This is a genomic window from Sodalis glossinidius str. 'morsitans', from assembly GCF_000010085.1.
Classification (GTDB): domain Bacteria; phylum Pseudomonadota; class Gammaproteobacteria; order Enterobacterales; family Enterobacteriaceae; genus Sodalis; species Sodalis glossinidius.
In genome coordinates this window covers 3316015-3337503 of record NC_007712.1, presented here as the reverse complement: position 1 = coordinate 3337503, position 21489 = coordinate 3316015, and the positions used below count along the sequence as shown (strand labels likewise).

The following is a 21489-nucleotide window of genomic DNA, read 5'->3' as shown; positions in this document are numbered from 1 at the left end:
TCATGTCTTCAATTCGACTGGCTGATTTAGCACAGCAGTTGGATGCACAATTGCACGGTGATGGCGATATTGTCATCACCGGCATTGCCTCCATGGGCAGCGCGCAAGCGGGCCAGATTACGTTTCTCTCGGACAGCCGCTTTCGTGAAAAACTCTCTTCCTGTCAGGCGTCCGCGGTGGTGCTCACCGCCGACAGTCTGCCTTTCTTCACCGGCGCCGCGCTGGTGGTCAGAAACCCTTACCTGACTTACGCTCGTATGGCGCAGTTGATGGACATCACGCCAAAACCCGCCGAGGATATCGGCGCCGGGGCTGTCATTGCGCCGGATGCAACCTTGGGACAGCGGGTGGCGGTGGGCGCTAACGCCGTGATCGAATCTGGCGTCGTGCTCGGGGATGACGTGATAATCGGCCCTGGTTGTTTTGTCGGTAAAAATACCCGTATTGGCGCCGGCACGCGCTTATGGGCCAACGTCACCGTGTATCACGATATTTCCATCGGCGAGCGTTGTCTGATTCAATCCGGCACCGTGATCGGTGCAGACGGTTTCGGCTATGCCAACGATCGCGGCAACTGGATCAAAATACCGCAGCTGGGCCGCGTTATCATTGGCGATCGGGTTGAAATCGGCGCTTGCACCACCATCGATCGCGGCGCGCTGGACGATACCCGCATCGGCAACGGCGTGATTATTGATAATCAGTGCCAGATTGCACATAACGTGGTTATTGGTGACAATACCGCGGTCGCCGGCGGTGTTATCATGGCGGGCAGCCTGACCATTGGCCGCTATTGCATGATTGGCGGCGCGAGCGTCATCAATGGTCATATGGCTATCTGCGATAAAGTCACGGTAACCGGCATGGGCATGGTAATGCGCCCGATAACCGAACCCGGCGTTTACTCATCCGGGATCCCGCTGCAGCCGAATAAAGAGTGGCGGAAGACCGCCGCATTAGTCATGAATATCAGCGATATGAGCAAGCGGATGAAAGCTATCGAGCGAAAATTAGCAAAAAACTAATCGCTCCCGCCCCTTATAGAGGATAACGCGCGTCACGGCACCGTTGCCCGGCGAGCCATTATTATATTCGCTGCCTGCTTGTTTTGTCCTGCCGGGATTAAAGCAGGCCGTGTTGTTAATGCCACGTTTTTATAGACAGGAAGAGTATTTTGACTACTGACACTCATACTCTGCATATTGAAGAGATATTAGAACTTTTGCCCCACCGCTTTCCATTTTTGCTGGTGGACCGCGTGCTGGATTTTGAGAAAGGGAAGTTCCTGCGGGCGGTAAAGAATGTTTCCTTCAATGAACCCTTTTTCCAGGGCCATTTCCCGGGCAAACCGATTTTCCCCGGCGTACTGATTCTGGAAGCCATGGCACAGGCGACCGGCATTCTGGCGTTTAAAAGCGCGGGTAAGCTGGCCCCAGGGGAACTCTATTATTTCGCTGCCATTGATGAAGCCCGTTTTAAACGTCCGGTACAGCCGGGCGATCAGATGATCCTCGAAGTTGAATTTATTAAAGAGCGTCGCGGCGTCGCGCGCTTCAAAGGTGTTGCCAAAGTTGATGGCGAAGTGGCTTGCGAAGCGTCGATGATGTGCGCTCGTCGCCGGGAGGCCTGAATACGTGATTGATCAATCCGCCTTTATACATCCCAGCGCTATTGTGGAAGACGGCGCTATCATCCACGCCGACGTGCATGTCGGCCCGTTTTGCGTTATCGGGCCGCAGGTCGAAATCGGTGCGCGTACGGTGCTTGAGTCCCACGTGGTGGTGACCGGCATCACCCGCATAGGTGAAGATAACCAGATTTACCCGTTCGCCTCACTGGGCGACGTTAATCAGGATCTGAAATATGCCGGGGAGCCGACGCGGGTCGAAATCGGGCACCGTAACCGGATCAGGGAAAGCGTGACCATTCATCGTGGCACGATACAGGGCGGAGAAGTCACCCGGGTCGGTAGCGACAATTTGCTGATGGTGAATGCCCATGTCGCCCACGACTGCACGGTAGGCAGCCACTGCATTATGGCGAATAACGCCACGCTCGGCGGCCATGTGGCGGTCGACGATTACGCCATTATCGGCGGTATGACCGCGGTACATCAGTTCTGCGTCATCGGCGCCTACGTAATGGTCGGCGGCTGTTCCGGCGTTGCCCAGGATGTGCCGCCCTTTGTTATTGCCCAGGGTAATCACGCCACGCCTTTCGGCCTGAATATCGAAGGGCTGAAGCGACGCGGTTTCGATCACGCCGCGCTGCACGCGATACGCGCCGCTTACAAGATTATTTACCGCAGCGGCAAAACCCTCGACGAAGCCAAGCCCGAGCTGCAAGCGCTGGCGCAGGAACATCAGGTGGTTAATACCTTCCTGGACTTTCTGTTACGCTCCCAGCGCGGTATTATCCGCTAATTATGTCGGCACGCCCCATCACTATCGGTCTGGTGGCCGGCGAGACGTCGGGGGATATCCTCGGCGCCGGGTTGATACGCGCGCTGCGCGGCCATTTGCCGGAGGCTCGCTTCGTCGGCGTTGCAGGCCCGCGTATGCAGGCGGAAGGGATGGAAGCCTGGTATGACATGGAAGAGCTGGCGGTGATGGGCATCGTGGAGGTGGTCGAGCGCCTGCCGCGGCTGCTGCGTATTCGCCGCGACCTGACCCGCCGCTTTACCGCGCTTCGTCCCGACGTCTTTGTCGGTATTGATGCGCCGGATTTTACGATTACGCTGGAAGGCCGCCTTAAGCGGCGCGGTATCCGCACTATCCATTATGTCAGCCCCTCCGTCTGGGCCTGGCGGCAGAAGCGGGTGTTTAAAATCGGCCGCGCCACCGATAACGTACTGGCCTTTCTGCCGTTCGAGAAGGCGTTTTACGACTGCTACAATGTCCCCTGTCAGTTTATCGGCCATACGCTGGCGGACGCCATGTCTCTCGATCCGGATAAAGCCGCCGCGCGCCAGGCTCTGGGTATTGCCGCTGAGGCGCGCTGCCTGGCGCTGCTGCCGGGCAGCCGCCAAAGCGAGGTGGCGATGCTGAGCGCGGACTTTCTGCGCGCCGCCGAGCGGTTGTATGAGTGTTTTCCAGGGCTGGAGATTGTCGTACCGTTGGTGAATCCGGCCCGGCGGGCGCAGTTTGAGCACATCTTGGTGGCGGTGGCGCCGGCGTTGCCGGTACGGCTTTTGGACAATCAGGCCCGCCAGGCCATGATCGCCGCCGATGCCGCCCTGCTGGCTTCCGGCACCGCGTCCCTTGAGTGCATGCTGGCGAAGTGCCCGATGGTGGTGGGCTATCGCATGAAGCCCTTGACGTTCGCGCTGGCGCGGCGGTTGGTGAAGACGCCGTGGGTGTCGCTGCCCAATCTGCTGGCTGGCCGTGAACTGGTCAAAGAGCTGTTGCAGGAGGCGTGCCAGCCGGAGGCGCTGGCGGCGGCCCTGGAGCCGCTGCTTGACGATGATGACCAGCGCGCGGCGTTGCTGGCTATGTTTCGCCAACTGCACCAACAAATTCGCTGTAACGCCGACGAACAGGCGGCGCGCGCGGTGCTGGCGCTGATTAACCGTTAATTCTTTTGCAGGTAGTGAAACCCATGACGGAATCTTTTATCTATCCTGCGGCGACGCTTATTGCCGGCGTCGATGAAGTGGGGCGCGGACCTTTAGTGGGGGCGGTGGTGACCGCCGCCGTGATCCTGGATCCCGCCCGGCCGGTATTGGGGCTGGCGGACTCGAAAAAGCTGAGTGAAAAGCGGCGCGAGGCGCTGTATGAGGAAATAACCCGCTACGCGCTGGCCTGGAGCGTGGGACGCGCCGAAGCCTCTGAGATCGACAGTATCAATATTTACCAGGCTACCCTGTTGGCAATGCAGCGGGCGGTCGCGGCTCTGGCGGTGGTACCGGATTTTGTGCTGGTGGACGGTAATCGCTGCCCGCTGTTACCGATGCCTTCGCAAGCGATAGTGAAAGGCGATAGCCGGGTGGCCGAAATTAGCGCCGCTTCCATCATTGCCAAAGTCACCCGCGACCGGGAGATGGCCGCGTTGCATCTACAGTTCCCCGAATATGGTTTCGCCCAGCATAAGGGGTACCCGACCGCCTTCCATCTGGAAAAGCTGGCGCTTCACGGCGCGACCGTGCATCATCGACGAAGCTTTGCGCCAGTCCGGCGGGTGCTGGAGCTGGCATGAACCTGTCACCGTCGCGCGGCGCGTGCGTCGCGCCAAAACCTCTTAACGGGTAATGCACATGGCCGAACCACATTTTATTCATCTGCGCGTACATAGTGACTACTCCATGATAGATGGGCTGGTCAAAATCGGCCCGTTGGTAAAAAAAGCCGCGGCCCTGCATATGCCGGCACTGGCCATTACCGATTTCACCAATTTATGCGGGCTTGTTAAATTTTACGGCAGCGCCCATGGCGCTGGCATCAAACCGATTATCGGAGCGGATTTTTTTGTACAAAGCGGGATGCTGGGCGACGAACTGGCAGAATTGACCATTCTGGCGGCCAATAATGTGGGCTACCAGCATTTGACCCTGCTGATTTCCGATGCCTACAAGCGTGGATACGGCGCGGCCGGGCCGGTTATCGATCGCGACTGGCTGATTGAGCATAACGAAGGGCTGATTTTGCTCTCCGGGGCGCGTAAAGGGGATGTCGGCAAATTCCTGATGCGCGGCAACATGCCGCAGGTGGAACAGTGCCTGGCGTTCTACGAGCGCTATTTTCCGGACCGCTATTATCTGGAACTTATCCGCACCGGCCGGGCGGATGAAGAAAGCTACCTGCATGCTGCGGTTGAGCTGGCGGCGCGTCGGGGTCTGCCGGTCGTGGCCACCAATGACGTGCGCTTTACCAGCCCGGACGATTTTGACGCCCACGAAATCCGGGTGGCGATTCACAACGGCTTTACCCTGGATGACGCCAAACGGCCGCGGAATTACAGTCCGCAGCAGTATATGCGCAGCGAAGAGGAGATGTGCGAGCTGTTCGCCGATCTGCCGGAAGCTCTGGCCAACAGCGTGGAAATCGCCCGACGCTGTAACGTCACCATCCGCCTCGGGGAATATTTTCTGCCGCAATTCCCGACCGGCGAGATGTCCACCGAAGATTATCTGGTCAAATGCGCGCGCGAAGGGTTGGAGGAGCGGTTGGCATTCCTGTTCCCCGATGCCGATATGCGGCGGGAAAAACGGCCGGCCTATGATGAACGTCTGGCTATCGAATTGCAGGTGATTAACCAGATGGGATTCCCGGGTTACTTCCTGATCGTTATGGAGTTTATCCAGTGGTCGAAGGATAACGGCGTCCCGGTCGGGCCGGGCCGTGGATCCGGCGCGGGCTCGCTGGTGGCCTATGCGTTGAATATTACCGATCTTGACCCGCTGGCGTTCGATCTGCTGTTTGAACGTTTCCTGAATCCGGAACGCGTATCTATGCCGGACTTCGACGTCGACTTCTGCATGGAAAAGCGCGATCTGGTAATTGACCACGTGGCCGAAACCTACGGCGACGACGCGGTTTCGCAGATTATCACATTCGGTACCATGGCGGCCAAAGCGGTGATCCGCGACGTCGGGCGGGTGCTTGGGCACCCTTACGGCTTTGTGGATCGCATCTCCAAGCTGGTGCCTCCCGACCCCGGTATGACGCTGGAAAAAGCCTTTGTCGCCGAGCCGCAATTGCAGGCGATTTACGAGGCCGACGAAGAGGTCAAAGCGCTGATTGATATGGCGCGCAAGCTCGAAGGGGTCACGCGCAACGCTGGCAAACATGCCGGGGGTGTGGTGATCGCGCCGACCAAGATTACCGATTTTGCGCCGCTTTACTGCGATGGCGAAGGCAACCATCCGGTGACCCAGTTCGACAAGAACGATGTGGAATACGCCGGTCTGGTGAAGTTCGACTTCCTCGGCCTGCGTACCCTGACCATCATCAATTGGGCGCTGGAAATGATCAACGCCCGGCGCGCACGCCAGGGTCTGGAGCCCATTGATATCGCTGCTATCCCCTTGGATGATAAGAAAAGCTTCGATATGCTACAGCGCTCCGAAACGACTGCCGTGTTCCAGCTGGAATCGCGCGGTATGAAGGATTTGATAAAACGCCTGCAGCCGGACTGTTTCGAGGATATGATCGCGCTGGTGGCTCTGTTCCGGCCCGGACCGCTGCAATCGGGGATGGTCGATAACTTTATCGACCGCAAGCACGGCCGTGAAGCGATCTCCTATCCCGATATCGAGTGGCAACACGCATCGCTGCAACCCGTGCTGGAGCCGACTTATGGCATCATCCTCTACCAGGAACAGGTCATGCAGATAGCCCAGGTGCTGGCGGGCTATACCCTGGGCGGTGCGGATATGCTGCGCCGCGCGATGGGGAAAAAGAAACCGGAGGAGATGGCCAAACAGCGCTCGGTGTTTAAAGCCGGCGCGGAAAGTATCGGCGTTGACGGCGAACTGTCGATGAAGATCTTCGATCTGGTGGAGAAATTCGCCGGCTACGGCTTTAACAAATCCCACTCCGCCGCCTATGCGCTGGTGTCGTATCAAACCCTGTGGCTAAAGGCTCATTATCCCGCCGAGTTCATGGCGGCGGTGATGACCGCCGATATGGACAATACCGAAAAGGTGGTGGGGCTGGTTGACGAATGCCTGCGTATGGGCCTCAAGGTTCTGCCGCCGGATATCAACAGCGGCCAGTACCATTTTCATGTCAACCCAGAGGGCGAGATAGTCTACGGCATCGGCGCCATCAAAGGCGTGGGGGAAGGGCCTATCGAGGCGATTATCGAGGCGCGTAACCAGGACGGACACTTCCGTGAATTGTTCGATCTGTGTGCGCGTACCGATATTAAAAAACTCAATCGCCGCGTGCTGGAAAAGCTGATTATGTCCGGCGCCTTCGACCGTCTCGGGCCGCACCGCGCCGCGCTGATGAATAGTCTCTGCGACGCGCTCAAGGCCGCCGATCAGCACGCCAAAGCCGAGGCCATTGGTCAGGGCGATATGTTTGGCGTGCTGGCGGAGGAGCCGGCAGCGGTGGAAGCGTCCTACAGTACCGTGGCGCCCTGGCCGGAGCAGGTGGTGCTGGACGGCGAGCGCGAAACGCTCGGCCTCTACTTGACCGGTCACCCCATCACCCAATATCTGCGCGAGATTGAACGCTATGCCGGCGGGGTGCGCCTGAAGGATATTCACCCCACCGATCGCGGCAAGATGGTTACTGCGGTGGGGTTGGTGCTGTCCGCGCGGGTGATGGTTACCAAGCGGGGCAACCGGATCGGCGTTTGCACGCTGGACGATCGTTCCGGCCGTCTGGACGTGATGCTGTTCACGGATGTGCTGGAAAAATACCAGCATTTACTGGAAAAAGACCGTATCCTTATCGCTCAAGGACAGGTTAGCTTCGATGATTTCAACGGCGGCCTGAAGATGACCGCCCGTGAACTGATGGATATTAGTGAAGCACGTGAAAAATATGCGCGCGGGCTTGCTATCTCGCTGACCGACAGGCAAATTGATGACCAGCTTCTCAACCGTCTCCGTTTATCGTTGGAACCGCATCGATCGGGGACGATTCCAGTGCATCTTTATTATCAACGGCAATATGCGCGCGCGCGGCTGCGCTTTGGGGCAACCTGGCGGGTGACGCCGACTGGCCGTTTACTGAATGACTTGCGAACACTTGTGGGAAATGAACAGGTGGAACTGGAATTTGACTAATATAGGAATACTATGAGTCTGAATTTTCTTGATTTTGAACAGCCGATTGCAGAGCTGGAAGCGAAAATTGACTCGCTGACCGCAGTCAGCCGCCAAGACGAAAAATTAGATATTAATCTGGATGAAGAGGTGCAGCGCCTGCGTGAAAAAAGCGTAGAGCTGACGCGGAAAATATTCTCCGATCTGGGCGCCTGGCAAATCGCTCAGCTGGCGCGGCATCCTATGCGTCCCTATACGCTGGATTATGTCCGCCATATCTTCACCGATTTTGACGAACTGGCGGGCGATCGCGCCTATGCCGACGATAAAGCCATCGTCGGCGGCATCGCGCGTCTGGATTCACGGCCGGTCATGATCATCGGCCACCAGAAAGGGCGCGAAACCAAAGAGAAAATCCGCCGTAATTTCGGCATGCCGGCACCGGAAGGTTATCGCAAGGCGCTGCGGCTGATGGAGATGGCAGATCGTTTCAACCTGCCGCTGTTCACCTTCATCGACACACCGGGGGCTTACCCGGGGGTCGGCGCTGAAGAGCGCGGCCAGTCCGAAGCTATCGCGAAAAACCTGCGTGAAATGTCGGGCCTGCGCGTGCCGGTGATTTGCACCGTAATCGGCGAGGGCGGCTCCGGCGGGGCGCTGGCGATTGGCGTAGGCGACAAAGTCAATATGCTGCAATACAGTACCTATTCGGTTATTTCCCCAGAAGGCTGCGCGTCCATTTTGTGGAAAAGCGCGGATAAAGCCCCTATCGCCGCCGAAGCCATGGGCATTATCGCCTCGCGCTTAAAGGAGCTGGAGCTTATCGACAGTATCGTGCCGGAGCCGTTGGGGGGGGCCCATCGCGATGTGCAGGCCATTGCCGCCTCGCTGAAAGCGCAGCTGCTGGACGATTTGTCCGAGCTTGATGGTTTGAATACGGAAGAGTTGCTGAACCGCCGTTATCACCGTCTGATGAATTACGGCTATTGCTGAATAACCTGAGCCGGCCACCGGCGCAGGTGGTGCCGGTGATGTCTCACACCCCGCATGTTCGCGCCTGCGGGGTGTTTTGCTATTTTGGGTCGGCAAGGTGCCAAATGATCGGCAAGCCGCAATGCCGGCTAGGCTTATCGTTAGGCCGAGACAAGCGAGCGACCTTTGTAAGGATGTGCTGAATGAACATTATTGCGATACTTTTGCCGGATCAGGTATTTTACAAAGCCGAACCCGTACGGGAATTGTCACAGGCGTTGAGAGACCAGGGCTATGACATCGTCTATCCTACCGGCAGCCAGGATTTATTGACCTTACTCGAGCAAAACCCGCGCATCTCAGGGATTATTTTCGACTGGGAACAATATGGCATGGATCTTTGCCTGGCGATTAATGAGATCAACGAATACCTGCCGCTGTATGCGTTTATTAGCACCCACTCGGTGCTGGACGTGAGCGCTAATGAAATGCGCATGGCGCTGTATTTTTTCGAGTACGGTTTAAACGCCGCCGCCGATATCAGCCAGCGTATCCGACAATATACCGCCGAATATATAGACGCCATCATGCCGCCGCTGACCAAGGCGCTGTTCCATTATGTCGAAGAGGGAAAATATACCTTCTGTACCCCGGGCCATATGGCCGGTACCGCCTATCAAAAAAGCCCGGTGGGTAGCCTGTTTTATGACTTCTTTGGCGGCAATACGCTAAAGGTGGATGTATCGATTTCCGTGACCGAGCTGGGATCGCTTCTAGACCATACCGGACCTCATCTGGAGGAGGAGTATATTGCCCGTACCTTTGACGCGGAACAAAGTTACATGGTGACCAATGGCACCTCTACCTCCAACAAAATCGTAGGAATGTACGCCAGCCCCGCCGGCAGTACGGTGCTTATCGATCGCAACTGACACAAGTCGCTGGTCCATCTGCTGATGATGAGCGATGTCGTGCCGATTTACCTGACGCCGAGCCGCAACGCCTACGGCATCCTCGGCGGTATTCCGAGCGCCAGTTCAGCCGCTCAAGTATCACGGAGAAAGTGGCAGCTACTCTGCAGGCCAGCTGGCCTGTGCATGCAGTGATTACCAACTCGACCTATGATGGCCTGCTGTATAACACGCAATACATCAAACAAACGCTGGCCGTGCCGTCAATCCATTTCGACTCCGCCTAGGTGCCGTACACCAATTTTCATCCCATCTATCGCGACAAAAGCGGCATGAGCGGAGAGCGGACCCCCGATAAAGTCATTTTCGAGACACAATAGACGCACAAGTTGCTGGCTGCCTTTTCACAGGCCTCAGTTGTCCATATTAAGAGTGATTATGATGAACGCACCTTTAACGAAGCGTACATGATGCACACCACTACTTCGCCCCATTACGGCATTGTCGCCTCCATCGAAATGGCGGCGGCGATGGTGCGCGGCAAACTGGGGCGCTGGCTTATCCAACGCTCCATTGAGCGTGCGCTGCATTTTCGTAAGGAGGTCCAGTGTTTACGTCAGGAGTCGGAGGGTTGGTTTTTCGATATCTGGCAACCCGAGATTATTGAATACGCGGTCTGCTGGCCGGCGACATGGCGCCGGAGGGGATCCCGGCCTCGCTGGTGGCTAAATTTCTCGACGAGTGCGGCGTAGTGGTCGAGAAAACCGGGCCATACAATTTACTTATTCCTGTTCAGTATCGGTATTGATAAAACCAAGGCGATGAGCCTGTTGCGCGGTCTGACCGAGTTCAAGCGCGCCTACGATCTCAACCTCCCCGGGTGCGCAATATGCTGCCGGATCTGTACGCGGAAGATCCTGATTTCTATCGTCATATGCGCATACAGGATTTGGCGCAGGGCATTCACCAATTAATTCGTCAGCATCATCTGCCGCAGTTGATGCTCAATGCCTTCGCGGTGCTGCCCGAAATGAAAATGACGCCCTACGCCGCGTTTCAACAGCAGGTGCGCGGCAACGTGGAAACTCGGCCAGCATTATCCGGGTTTTGAAACCGATATCCACGGTGCTGAACTGACCGATGATGGGCAGTACCGGGTGTGGTTGCTGAAAGAAACCGCCAGCCGGGAAACGGCTTAGGGATGATGGCAGGCCGGGCCTGTACGGCGCGCGCTTAAATTGATACAAAGGCGGGAAAGCCGGCCGCGGGAACGACTGCGCGGCCGGGCGGGCAGTTTTCGCCAGCAAGCAGATGAAAGACGGGAACCTTAACACATGATTAGCCTACAGTGGATGCACCATATCGCCATTATCGCCATTATCGCCATTATCGCCATTATCGCCAGCGATTATGCGCGCAGTAAAACTTTCTATTGTCAGATCCTGGGGTTTACGCTCATCGGCGAGCACTACCGCGCCAAGCGGTATTTGGCGCTACACGGGCAATACCTCATCGAGTTGTTCTCCTTTCCCGGCGCGCCGGCACGGGTCGATCCGCTGACCGGCAAAAAATTTACTTTCTTTACCGATCCCTATCAATTACCGCTGGAGCTGTATGAAGCCTGATGCCTATGAGCGAGTGCAGGTGCTGCGCCGTCACGTCGCCGCCCGTGTCGCGCCTTACCGCGCCCTGCTGCTGGCGTTCAGCGGCGGTCTGGATTCCACGGTATTGCTGGATGCCCTCGCCGCGTTACGCGATGGCGACGGCCTCTCCGGCGGTGACGGCGCGCAGACGCTGCGGGCGGTTCATGTCCATCACGCCTTGAGCCGCCACGCAGATGAGTGGGCCGCGCACTGCGCGCAGGAATGTCGTCGGCGCGACGTCGCCTTTACTGTGGTACATGTCGTCGTCGACGCGACGTCGGAGGGTATCGAGGCGGCGGCGCGCGGCGCGCGTTATGGGGCTCTGGCGGCGGCGCTGACACAGGATGAGGTGCTGATTACCGCCCAGCATCAGGACGATCAGGCGGAAACGCTGCTGTTGGCTTTGAAACGCGGCAGCGGGCCGGCCGGTTTGGCGTCAATGGCGGTGGATGCGCCGTATTTAGGCCACCGCCTGGTGCGGCCATTGCTGGACTTCAGTCGGGGGGAGCTAGAAGCGTATGCCCAGGCGCGCGGGCTTCACTGGACTGAGGACGACAGCAATACCGATCTGCGGTTCGATCGCAATTTTTTGCGCCTACGCATCCTGCCACCTTTGCGGCAGCGCTGGCCGCAATTTGCCAACGCCGTAGCGCGTAGCGCGCAGCTTTGCGCCGAGCAGGAACAGCTTCTCGATGAACTGCTGGCGGAAACATTGGCAGATGTTATCGCACCAGACGAGTCGTTACGCTTGACGGCGCTAGCGACGATGAGCGAAAGCAAGCGCGCGGCCTTGTTACGCCGCTGGCTGGCCAGCCTCGGCGTAAGAATGCCTGCACGGGCGCAACTGGCGCGCCTGTGGCAGGAAGTGGCACTCAGCCGGCGCGACGCCGTTGCACAACTGAAACTCGACGGCCGGCTCGTAAGGCGCTTTCGCGATCGTCTTTATGTCGTGCCGCGTTTGCCGCCGCTTACGGACGGCGAGGCTGTCTTCCCCTGGCCGAGGGAAAGTGAACGTCTTGCGTTGCCCGCCGGTCTGGGGAACCTCTATCGACGCCCGGTTGACGCCGGTAGCGCGGTACCGGGGAAACCATTCATCGCGGCGGTGACGGGAGGCGGCGGTTTAGAGGAACGGCAGGACGGCAGTGCAAGTTGCGCCTCAGACGCTGACCATGCCGCTAATACCGACGCCAATGCCGACGCTAGCGCTAACTATTCCCCCAGCGCCAGCTATGCCGGCAGCACAGCGGCGCCGCTGGCCGTTGTGCGCGCACCTTTGTCCGGCGAACAGGTGTCGGTGCGTTTCGGCCCCGTGCATGGCCTGTTGTATATTGTGGGGCGGCGCCGCGGCCGAACGTTGAAAAAAATCTGGCAAGAGCTGGATATCCCGCCGTGGCGGCGCAGCAGCACGCCGTTGCTGTTTTATAATGACCAACTCATTACGGCGCTGGGCGTCTTCGTGACCTGGGAAGGCGCGGTGCGTGAGCATCACGCGCAATGGCAGCTTTTTTGGCGGCCGGACAGTAATGGCGCGATGGCCGCCGCGCCAGAGGGCGGCGGTCAGAACGGCGTGTTATCAGACGAGGAGAGCGGGAGTCATTAGCGGGCTGCTGGCGCAGCCCGCGTGAGGGAGAGGGAATTATTCTGCGCTGACCACCACGGTACCCAGTTCGGGATGGGTGAAACTGGCAATATGATCCAGCCGGATGTCCTGGCTGACGCCTGCCTGATCGATAACCAGATACTCAACGCGCTTTCTCGACAGCATTTCGCGTGCCGCGCCGGTCACTGTTTCCCCATTACGGAGCGTAAGGTTTAATACCCAATGGCGCGTACATGCGAGCTCAAGATTATCGTAATCATCACAGTTAATGGGCTGATATTCTTCATTCATAGTCATAAGCGCTCACCTACATTTATTGGGCGGTAAATGCCGCATGTTCCCTGAGGAAGGATAGACCGCGCTTTGCCGGCAATCCCACACACAATCAACAGTTATTACTTAAACGACTATAGCACAGAGCGCTCCCAATCCTTTAAGAAAAGGCGGTGGATTCACGGGCCTATGGCCCGGAAACCGGCGCTGCTGGTCGCCAACCAGCGAAGTCGAGTACACTGCCGTCATCAACAATAAAGGGAAATCATAATGGCGCTGAAAGCTACCATCCACAAAGCTACGGTCAATATTGCCGATATGGACCACAATTATTATTCTGAAGCCAATCTGGTATTGGCGCAACACCCCTCGGAAGCCCCGCAGCGCATGATGTTGCGGCTGCTGGCATGGATATGCCACGCGCATGAGCGTCTTGAATTCACCCGCGGGCTGAGTGCGGAAGATGAACCGGCGCTGTGGTGGCGAAATGATCATGGCGAAGCCGAAGTGTGGATTGAACTGGGCCTGCCGGACGAGAAACGCTTACGTAAGGCTTGCCACCAGGCCCGTAAGGTGGTGTTGTACGCCTATAATGCGCGCGCTGCCCACGTTTGGTGGCAGCAAAACCAGCCGCTGTTGTCCGCGCAGTCCAATTTGTCGGTACGCTTTATCGACGATGAGCAGCTTAACGCGCTGGCGAGTCTGGCACAGCGCACTATGGTGCTACAGGCAATGCTACAGGACGGGTTCATCTGGCTATCCCATGGCGACCAACAGGTGGAGCTTGCCTTCGAGGTGTGGCAATAACGTACGTATCAGCACTGGTGCGGCGGCGATTACTCGCGCGGAAGCGAATTGGGATTGCCGGCGCATTGATTAGGAATAATCTGGAAAATTCTTTATTGCTTTTTTTACTGATAATTAATAGAACTTTTATTGAGTTTGAATGTAATAAAATCATCAACCACCCTCTCGCTAACCAGAAGATAAAAGGAGAGAACCGGGTGAAAAGATTGATATTGATTTTAGTCATTATGCTGAGCGGCAGCATATTGCCCAGCTGCCATATCGCGCCGCCGGCGGGTGAGGGGGCCTTTACGCCCATTCAGCAGTATTATCTAGGAACGCTGCCGGGCGAGAACCGCGAGGAAATAGAAACCTCATTATTTCTCGCTGAAAACGGCACCTTCATCATGCAACAGCTTTACAGCACCGGCACCCGCGTCGGTCGCGTGCAATCCAGCGCGGGGCAATGGGCGCGTACCGCCGACAAATTAACTCTGGTAGAAAACGCGACCGGCAAAAAGCGTTTTTTCCGGCCGGTGGGCAATTCGCTGGAAATATTGGACGATAACGGCGTGATGATTCCCTCCGCCGGCTGCCGTTTTCTACTCCTGCCGCCGCGCGATCGGGTAATGACCTGACGCAGCGCCCCACGCATGGGCGAACCGCGATAGCCGCACTCTTTAAGTTAAGCCGCTGACCTGCGAAGGCACCGCGGTGCGGCTGACTGCCGTCATCTGTCGGGAGGCATGCAAGTGAACATCGTGCGACAGATGACAGCGCTATAACCCCACCCGGATATCCCGACGGTTTTAAGCCAGCAACCCGTCAGCGGTAGCGTTGCGTTAACTTCCCGCGCTGCAGGGGTAAGCACGGGATTATAATTTCATCTTCGTCTATTGATTATCGGCTGCGATTGGGGTTTGCCAATTCGAGCAATAAATTTTCCTGGAGTAGCGCTATTGTTCTTCAACGAGTTGACGTAATTTATTTCGCCACCATTAAGCATTTGTTATCTTCATATTCTCAAGCTTTCAGGCTTAATCAATTGATGTTCATGACAATCGTAATCTTTAATGTTGGTCAATGCCTACTAATTTTTTTATCAACGTTATTGCGTGTTTATTACGTGGGGATAATATTTTCGAGCGGGTGTATTCATAGCCAATGAAACGGTGCATCCTAAAATTATATTTCAACAGTTAGGGAGGATTAATAGCATGTTGCTTATTTACGATAAAGGGTTTGCTGATAAATTAACGCCTTTTCATTATTTTCGTCCTGCGATAGACCGGGCAAATAATTGCAGACCTGGCCATTATACCATCGCCAGGGAAATATTGCTTAAGCGCCGACCAGATTTCTGCGGGGGTAAAACCATCCTGGCGTGGTTAACGCCGCCAGAAGCCGGCTCCCGTTGCGTTATTTTTGTACCAAGCGGAGTGGACTGTGGCTACCGATATCCGTTGCCTTGGCCGCGAAAGGGCGTCGACGCATGACGTCAGCCGGGAAGCCATCGGCGTTGTTACCTGTATCTACCGCGACGCTGCTGCTTGTACAGACCCCTAGGTTACCGGCCCTCGCTCGCTCTGCAGGTTGCGCGAGTCATCCCATCTGCAGCAGAGCAGGGTGCAGTATCGGGGGCGGGTGAGTCCACGGCAAGGCAAACCCCGGGCGCGGAAAAAGAGACGCAACCCCTGGCACGGCGCCGGCGCGCCATCGATGTCAACATGGCGCCCGCGTGTGCGCTTCGTCCTGAACAACAGGATTACTGGCGGCAGCTTAGCATCAGAAAACGTCAATTTGCGGCGTTCAAAACGCAGCACGCTGACGTACTGGCGCTGTCAAAAACCAACGTATTAGCCTTGCCGGCAGACGTTAAAGAACAGCGGGAAGCACCCACGCCGCTGCAGAAACAGCGCGCGATGCTGGCCGAGAGGGAACCTTGGTTGCATATGTACGGCCTGTCCCAGGAGGGTAAAGACCCTCCTGGTGCACGGCATCAAGAGTACCTGCATGAGCTGCTAAATAAAAAATTGGAGAAATATTTCCCCCGGGAAGCGTTCATCGACAAGCGTGACCTGGCGGTAGAGCTTAGCGTGACGTTTCTGGTTGAGACGGCACCGGGCAAATTTTTTGAAATCCAAGACCGCAAAGAATTCCCCCCCCTACGGGACGTCTTGACCGGCGATGCGCTGTGCGTTGTGAGGCGAAAGCTGGTCGTCTCTGACCGTACCCCGCGTATCCAGGCACTGCTTTTGACCGATAATCGCGGCGTGATGAAACCGGAGTTTCTTGCGCGCATTGCCCAGTTAGCCAAAGAGGCTTTTTTCAATCTGCACCAGGAATTACAAACGCAGTTACATGAAGTGACCAATGATAGTGAGATTGAAAATGCCTATTTTACTATAGTGAAAAACCGGTTGGCCTGTGCATTACTGCCGCTACTGGAGGAGAAAGAGCAAACCGCGGTGGCGACGTTAGCGAGAAGATGGATGGATAATAGAGATAACGGAGCAACTGGTAGCGCTGCATCAGGGAGGAGAGAGCATCTGTGTGCCAGGCATTGTTGCGCTGATTGAATCCGCCGGCGGCATGCTAATTTCGCTATCCAACGGCAAAATCTATTTATGGACCCCTGATGATACGTCGGTGGCGTTGTGTTCATTTATTCATGGTCATCTGTCGTCGCGTCAGAAGCTAAAGGTGGCCGACTTGTCGCTCGCCGCTATGGTGGATCTGCAAACGTGTCGAATTCTGCCACCGCTCTCCTTTAGCGAAAGCCAAGATATTTGGCGGGCGCTAAAAAAGCTCGACCACCATAAAATGAGCGAGTATCTGCACGATTATGCGCAAATGCAGCGCCCGGGACATTATCAGTAACCGTACCCGACACCGCGGCTGATCCGCACCATACCGCTCAGCAGGTTCTGATGTATGGTGGTCTGGCGCTGACGCTATTGGCGTTATTTTTCAGCGGCGGTTCAGCCGCCGTCTGCGCCTCGTTTATACTGGCGAATATAGGCGTGGGCGCCATCAGCTGCGGCTTGTATACACACACCGCGCTTACGGCCGATGACGTAGCGCTGAAAAAACGCGCCTGGACGAACGCACTAATGGGGCTAATTTTTACCGCACTGGGCGGGGCAGCAGATGGCTATCAAGTGATGCGCGCGGCGGGCAGCCGCGGCAGCCAGGTGTTATTCAATAGTTATCTTACGCTGCACGATGTGCTTAAGGCCGGACACTCTCGTCTTTCTCTTGCCTCGGTGGAGGAAACCTTTATCAAAACCGACGCGCGCGGTCGGGCGATTATCCTCGTTGAAAGTTTGATCAAAGAGGGCAAGCATAACTTGAGCCAGTTCGGGTTCAGCAGCGCCGAGGCCATGTTGCGTATAAATCAAATTACCGGCCACATTAATTTTCATCGGTATCAGTCTTTACACTTGCTGGGCAACATGCGCCGTTTTTTCCGAGAACTGGTGGTGATTACCGGGCGTCAGGCTTTAAAAATGGTGCCGCGCGGCTATGAACTGGCCGTATTCGGCCATGCCGGCGAACGGGCCGAAATAATGCTCATCAGCCTAGGCGACGGCCTGTTTGGCGGTTATCAATTGGCGCCGATTAACGGCAAGCGTGCGTTGCAAGATGCCTGGGGAACGGTAACGCTGGACGAGTTTACCTTCGTTGGGGATAACCTGCTGCTTGCCGATGGGCGACGGGTGCAACTGATGGTGGAAGATTACCGGCCGTTACCGTTATCAAATCAAATGCAGCCGCTATTGCCTGCATTTGGCGCGCCGGGGAGATCAAAGCGAGCGGCTGGCCGCGGCCCAAGCCTTCGCTAACGCTAATGCCTTCAAGTCTATCGAATGTCGGGTACTGTTTTACTGGTTGGAGTCGGCAGATTACCAGGAAATGCACCATTACCTGCTGGTGGCGGAGAGGGAGGGCGTCCGGTATATATTGGACCCGGCTATGGAAAAATTGGCTTTTCTTGATATACCGACAATCTCGCAGCCCTCCATTCAGTCGGAGCAGCAGTGGCTGGCGGCCTTCCATCAAGCCGATAACACAACGTCGATTCGCTACCAAATGTTTACAAGCGTTGACGCGGCATTATCTTATCAGCGGGAGGTGGTGGACGAGGTCGAAGAGACTTGGTTAATAAAACCTCCTGAGGTCAGCGCGATTGCAGATTATAATGACATCGATGGCATAAAGTATGCCGTTTCACCGTCAACGTCTACTCCGCTGGTGCTGCAAAAACGGTTAAGTCACGTTATTCGTAATTTTATGATAGATAATCACAGCTGTGCGTCCAATTATGATTTTATGCTCTATATCTTTTATAACATTGCTTCACAGGAACAACGGGAATCCATCAACGCGGTTTTTTTATGTGTATCAAAACGCACACCATACGCTACGTAAGCTGATGAGTCCTGCTATCCCGGTACACAGCTACAGCGATATGTTGCGTACGGAGCCTGGCAGGCTGATGATTTTCATGCGCGAGGATGATCATCAATTCCGCCATTGGATGGTCAGTTTGGGCAACGGCCGGTTCGCCGGCATGAATAATATGAAGATCGCCGCCCATCTCGGTGAAGAAAAACGGGTATTATTAATGGAGCAGTTAGGGGAGTTCCGAAATAACTTGCTCTACCCGCGCGGTGCGAAATATGGCTTCCGTATCGTTAAACACACGCTTGGAGTGAAACCACCGGCGCGTTCATTGCTACAGGTGGCGAAAGAGTTATTACACCGTTCAACATTACCTCAAAGCGCCTGTGAGTATGCGCTAAATATATTGGTCCATGCCAACCGGCTATCGCCTCAGCAATCCGCCGCGGTGCAGGAAACCATGGCGCACCTCGTCAATCTATCGAACGGCGGTCTGCTTTCACAGCATAAGCTTGAAGATGTCCTGCTGGATATTCAGCTCGTCACCCACAGCATGGCGTTGAGGGATCTGGAACCGGGAAAATTGGTGGTCTGCTATACGCCAGAGAATCATTACCATATGTTATTAAGTTTGGGCGACAATCATTTTGCCGGCGGGAACAATCATCAATTTAATAACAAGTTGGGGGAGAAGGATAATATCATTGGCGCCCAGCAATTAGGGTTGTTCAACAAAGGTTTTCTGCAGTAACAGGATCTTTCCTATCGGGTGTTGAGCGGGGAGGTTAACGTCGAAAAAACGCGCGTGGCCGCGCAAGGTAGCGCAAGCGCTTAATGATTTGCCTGGGGTGCCCGTTCAGGCCGGCAAGCAGGACGGTACGCGTATCATCCCCGGCGATGGCGAAAAAGAGAATCTTATCTATATTGATGCCAACGCCACCTATGATTTTACTTTCCAGTGGGCCTTGATGAATGATGATGCGCCGGCCATATTACTGCCCCAATGGGGAAGCGCTCTTTTGACGGTGCCGCTAGTGATTATCTAGATACTGGAAAATGGCACGCGGATGATCATCATGCAGCGGCGCCTGCCGCAGTGGGGCTACCACAGTAACGGGAAATTGGCCCGCTACATCGCCAGGAAATAAACGACTATACCGCGTGCCTCAAAGTTGGTAAAAAGCAGGTGCGCGCGGTACTACCGGTCGACTCGGTTGATGAAAATCTGATCTATGTTGACCCGGACTGCTTGCTACGCAGCCGATTAACGGCGAATGTGGTATTGATGGATGATGAGACGTGCGCGCCAGAATAGAACGCGCCGTCCACGACCGTGGACGGCGCATGAGTGAAGCGCGTAGTGTCTCGTTTTATTTCGCCGTAGCGATTTCGCTTACCAGAAAGTCAACGATAGCGCTGAGTTTAATCATCCGTTTCTCACCGCTGCGCCGGTTTTTGTACTCGATTTCTTCCGTGTCCAGATTGCGATCGCCAATCACCAGCTGATGCGGTACGCCGATGAGTTCCATATCGGCAAACATGACGCCCGGACGCTCTTTGCGGTCGTCGAGCAGAACGTCAATACCGCGTGCCTGCAACTGCTGGTAGAGGTCTTCCGCTACCTCTTTCACCCGGAAGGATTTATGCATGTTCATGGGCAAAATCGCGACATTGAAGGGCGCCAGGGTTTCCGGCCACAGAATGCCCCGGTCGTCGTGGTTTTGTTCGATAGCGGCCACCACCACGCGGGTAATGCCGATACCATAACAGCCCATGGTCAGCGTTTGGTTACGGCCATCTTCTCCCTGAACGGTGGCTTTCATCGCTTCTGAATATTTGGTGCCCAACTGGAAAATATGGCCCACTTCAATGCCGCGCTTGATTTGCAGTGTACCGTTACCGTCCGGACTGATATCGCCCTCGACAACCTTGCGCAGGTCGGCTACCTGCGGCAGTGGCAAATCCCGTTCCCAGTTAATCCCAAAGAAATGTTTACCCTCGGCATTGGCGCCGGCGGCGAAGTCGCTCATCACCGCCACGCTGCGGTCAATGACCAGCGGCAGCGGCAGATTGACCGGTCCAAGTGAACCGGGGCCAGCGCCCACCGCGAGACGGATTTCCTCTTCGCTGGCGAACGTTAGCGGGGCGGCAACCTGCGGCAGCTTCTCGGCCTTGACGTCGTTAAGATGATGATCGCCGCGGACCATCAGCGCCACCAGCGGATGTCCGGCGTCTTCGCGCGCACGAACCAGCAGCGTCTTGACGGTTTTTTCCACCGGCAACGAAAATTGCGCCACCAGCTCGGCGATGGTGCGGGCGTCAGGGGTATTCACCAGCCGCATGTCTTCGCCCGGCGCGGCGCGCGCGGCGGCAGGGGCGACCGCTTCCGCCAGTTCAATATTGGCGGCGTAATCTGATGCCGTTGAGAACACGATATCGTCCTCACCGCTGCCGGCCAGTACCTGAAACTCATGTGATGCGCTGCCGCCGATGGAACCGGTATCTGCCTGCACCGCGCGGAATTCCAGGCCCATACGGGTAAAAATAGCGCTATAAGCCTGGTACATGGCGTCATAGGTCGCCTGCAGCGAAGCCTGGCTGGTGTGGAAAGAATAAGCGTCTTTCATCACAAACTCCCGCGAGCGCATAACGCCGAAACGCGGGCGCACTTCGTCACGGAATTTGGTTTGGATCTGATAGAAGTTCAGCGGCAGTTGCTTATAGGAACTGACCTCGTTACGTATAAGGTCGGTTATCACCTCTTCATGTGTCGGACCCAGCACGAAGGCGCGCGCGCCGCGGTCGGTAAACCGCAGCAGCTCCGGACCGTATTGTACCCAGCGTCCGCTTTCTTGCCACAGATCTGCCGGCTGCACCACCGGCATGGACACTTCAATCGCGCCGGCGTTGTCCATCTCCTCGCGCACGATATTTTCTACTTTACGCAGCACGCGCAAACCGGTGGGCAGCCAGCTGTAAAGGCCGGACGCCAGTTTACGAATCATCCCGGCGCGCAGCATCAGCTGATGGCTGACCACTTCCGCGTCAGCGGGGACTTCCTTGAGGGTGGAGAGCAGATATTGGCTAGTACGCATGTTAGTTAAGTTCCACAAAAGCGGCTCAATGCCGGAGGCTGCCGGCAGGCAGCAAAAATATCGAAAGTGCTATAGTCTACCAGGGCCCGCC

19 protein-coding genes and 1 pseudogene are annotated in these 21489 nt (G+C 56.2%); 18 read left to right on the top strand and 2 right to left on the bottom strand.

All coding sequences use genetic code 11. The features are described from left to right. Positions 1 to 2 precede the first annotated feature (2 nt). From lpxD to tilS, 10 genes and pseudogenes are all read left to right on the top strand, one after another. Positions 3 to 1025 (top strand): UDP-3-O-(3-hydroxymyristoyl)glucosamine N-acyltransferase, encoded by a 1023-nt coding sequence (gene lpxD / locus SGP1_RS17790; RefSeq protein ID WP_011411664.1) that lies wholly within the window; start codon positions 3 to 5, stop codon positions 1023 to 1025. A 149-nt stretch (positions 1026 to 1174) separates the two neighbouring features. Continuing rightward, entirely contained in the window at positions 1175 to 1630 is a 456-nt protein-coding gene (fabZ, locus tag SGP1_RS17785) for a 3-hydroxyacyl-ACP dehydratase FabZ (RefSeq protein WP_011411663.1), read from the top strand. A 4-nt stretch (positions 1631 to 1634) separates the two neighbouring features. Continuing rightward, entirely contained in the window at positions 1635 to 2423 is a 789-nt protein-coding gene (gene lpxA, locus SGP1_RS17780) for an acyl-ACP--UDP-N-acetylglucosamine O-acyltransferase (protein ID WP_011411662.1), read from the top strand. A gap of 2 nt (positions 2424 to 2425) precedes the next feature. Next, the gene (lpxB, locus tag SGP1_RS17775) at positions 2426 to 3574 is read left to right on the top strand and encodes a lipid-A-disaccharide synthase (protein ID WP_011411661.1); all 1149 of its coding nucleotides are present in this window, start codon (positions 2426 to 2428) and stop codon (positions 3572 to 3574) included. Positions 3575 to 3597: 23 nt separating this feature from the next. Further along, the gene (rnhB, locus tag SGP1_RS17770; protein ID WP_011411660.1) at positions 3598 to 4194 is read left to right on the top strand and encodes a ribonuclease HII; all 597 of its coding nucleotides are present in this window, start codon (positions 3598 to 3600) and stop codon (positions 4192 to 4194) included. 58 nt (positions 4195 to 4252) lie between these two features. Further along, positions 4253 to 7735, top strand: a complete 3483-nt coding sequence (gene dnaE / locus SGP1_RS17765) for a DNA polymerase III subunit alpha (RefSeq protein ID WP_011411659.1) — start codon at positions 4253 to 4255, stop codon at positions 7733 to 7735. A gap of 12 nt (positions 7736 to 7747) precedes the next feature. Next, positions 7748 to 8707 (top strand): acetyl-CoA carboxylase carboxyl transferase subunit alpha, encoded by a 960-nt coding sequence (accA, locus tag SGP1_RS17760; RefSeq protein WP_011411658.1) that lies wholly within the window; start codon positions 7748 to 7750, stop codon positions 8705 to 8707. 182 nt (positions 8708 to 8889) lie between these two features. After that, positions 8890 to 10796, top strand: a pseudogene (locus SGP1_RS17755) (Orn/Lys/Arg decarboxylase N-terminal domain-containing protein). A gap of 135 nt (positions 10797 to 10931) precedes the next feature. Then, positions 10932 to 11222, top strand: coding sequence for a VOC family protein (locus SGP1_RS17750; RefSeq protein ID WP_041867166.1), 291 nt, complete (start codon positions 10932 to 10934; stop codon positions 11220 to 11222). Further along, positions 11212 to 12840, top strand: coding sequence for a tRNA lysidine(34) synthetase TilS (tilS, locus tag SGP1_RS17745; RefSeq protein ID WP_011411657.1), 1629 nt, complete (start codon positions 11212 to 11214; stop codon positions 12838 to 12840). Before SGP1_RS17750 ends, tilS begins: the two co-directional genes overlap by 11 nt. Positions 12841 to 12876: 36 nt before the next feature. Here tilS and rof read toward each other — a convergent pair whose 3' ends face one another. Further along, positions 12877 to 13137: a Rho-binding antiterminator gene (gene rof / locus SGP1_RS17740; protein ID WP_011411656.1), complete on the bottom strand. Its 261-nt coding sequence runs from the start codon at positions 13135 to 13137 to the stop codon at positions 12877 to 12879. Positions 13138 to 13383: 246 nt separating this feature from the next. On the opposite strand from rof, the gene SGP1_RS17735 reads away from it, so the two are divergent. The 8 genes from SGP1_RS17735 to SGP1_RS17700 all read left to right on the top strand — a co-directional run bounded on the left by SGP1_RS17735 (position 13384) and on the right by SGP1_RS17700 (position 19349). Beyond that, the gene (locus SGP1_RS17735; RefSeq protein WP_011411655.1) at positions 13384 to 13920 is read left to right on the top strand and encodes a YaeQ family protein; all 537 of its coding nucleotides are present in this window, start codon (positions 13384 to 13386) and stop codon (positions 13918 to 13920) included. Between the two features lie 197 nt (positions 13921 to 14117). Continuing rightward, positions 14118 to 14537 carry a copper resistance protein NlpE N-terminal domain-containing protein gene (locus tag SGP1_RS17730; protein WP_148203570.1) on the top strand — a complete coding sequence of 140 codons (420 nt, stop codon included), beginning with the start codon at positions 14118 to 14120 and terminating at the stop codon, positions 14535 to 14537. Between the two features lie 912 nt (positions 14538 to 15449). Then, on the top strand, positions 15450 to 16478 hold the full coding sequence (locus SGP1_RS17725) for a hypothetical protein (RefSeq protein WP_011411654.1): 1029 nt from the start codon (positions 15450 to 15452) through the stop codon (positions 16476 to 16478). Further along, positions 16453 to 16779, top strand: a complete 327-nt coding sequence (locus SGP1_RS17720) for a hypothetical protein (RefSeq protein WP_041867164.1) — start codon at positions 16453 to 16455, stop codon at positions 16777 to 16779. The genes SGP1_RS17725 and SGP1_RS17720 overlap by 26 nt, the downstream gene beginning before the upstream one ends. A 50-nt stretch (positions 16780 to 16829) precedes the next feature. Next, on the top strand, positions 16830 to 17744 hold the full coding sequence (locus SGP1_RS17715; protein ID WP_011411653.1) for a hypothetical protein: 915 nt from the start codon (positions 16830 to 16832) through the stop codon (positions 17742 to 17744). Next, positions 17689 to 18330 carry a hypothetical protein gene (locus tag SGP1_RS17710; protein WP_041867163.1) on the top strand — a complete coding sequence of 214 codons (642 nt, stop codon included), beginning with the start codon at positions 17689 to 17691 and terminating at the stop codon, positions 18328 to 18330. The genes SGP1_RS17715 and SGP1_RS17710 overlap by 56 nt, the downstream gene beginning before the upstream one ends. Before the next feature lie 4 nt (positions 18331 to 18334). Then, positions 18335 to 19054: a hypothetical protein gene (locus SGP1_RS17705; protein WP_148203569.1), complete on the top strand. Its 720-nt coding sequence runs from the start codon at positions 18335 to 18337 to the stop codon at positions 19052 to 19054. A 97-nt stretch (positions 19055 to 19151) separates the two neighbouring features. After that, complete coding sequence (locus tag SGP1_RS17700; RefSeq protein WP_041867162.1) at positions 19152 to 19349, top strand: hypothetical protein; 198 nt, start codon at positions 19152 to 19154, stop codon at positions 19347 to 19349. Positions 19350 to 19673: 324 nt separating this feature from the next. Here SGP1_RS17700 and proS read toward each other — a convergent pair whose 3' ends face one another. After that, positions 19674 to 21398, bottom strand: a complete 1725-nt coding sequence (proS, locus tag SGP1_RS17695) for a proline--tRNA ligase (protein ID WP_011411651.1) — start codon at positions 21396 to 21398, stop codon at positions 19674 to 19676. Positions 21399 to 21489: the final 91 nt, after the last annotated feature.

Coding starts and splice junctions, on each gene's coding strand:
- lpxB (WP_011411661.1), top strand. CDS start 2,426: ATGTCGGCACGCCCCATCACTATCGGTCTGGTGGCCGGCGAGACGTCG.
- proS (WP_011411651.1), bottom strand. CDS start 21,398: ATGCGTACTAGCCAATATCTGCTCTCCACCCTCAAGGAAGTCCCCGCT.
- rof (WP_011411656.1), bottom strand. CDS start 13,137: ATGACTATGAATGAAGAATATCAGCCCATTAACTGTGATGATTACGAT.
- lpxD (WP_011411664.1), top strand. CDS start 3: ATGTCTTCAATTCGACTGGCTGATTTAGCACAGCAGTTGGATGCACAA.
- SGP1_RS17705 (WP_148203569.1), top strand. CDS start 18,335: ATGAGTCCTGCTATCCCGGTACACAGCTACAGCGATATGTTGCGTACG.
- SGP1_RS17735 (WP_011411655.1), top strand. CDS start 13,384: ATGGCGCTGAAAGCTACCATCCACAAAGCTACGGTCAATATTGCCGAT.
- SGP1_RS17750 (WP_041867166.1), top strand. CDS start 10,932: ATGATTAGCCTACAGTGGATGCACCATATCGCCATTATCGCCATTATC.
- SGP1_RS17715 (WP_011411653.1), top strand. CDS start 16,830: ATGTATGGTGGTCTGGCGCTGACGCTATTGGCGTTATTTTTCAGCGGC.
- tilS (WP_011411657.1), top strand. CDS start 11,212: ATGAAGCCTGATGCCTATGAGCGAGTGCAGGTGCTGCGCCGTCACGTC.
- rnhB (WP_011411660.1), top strand. CDS start 3,598: ATGACGGAATCTTTTATCTATCCTGCGGCGACGCTTATTGCCGGCGTC.
- dnaE (WP_011411659.1), top strand. CDS start 4,253: ATGGCCGAACCACATTTTATTCATCTGCGCGTACATAGTGACTACTCC.
- accA (WP_011411658.1), top strand. CDS start 7,748: ATGAGTCTGAATTTTCTTGATTTTGAACAGCCGATTGCAGAGCTGGAA.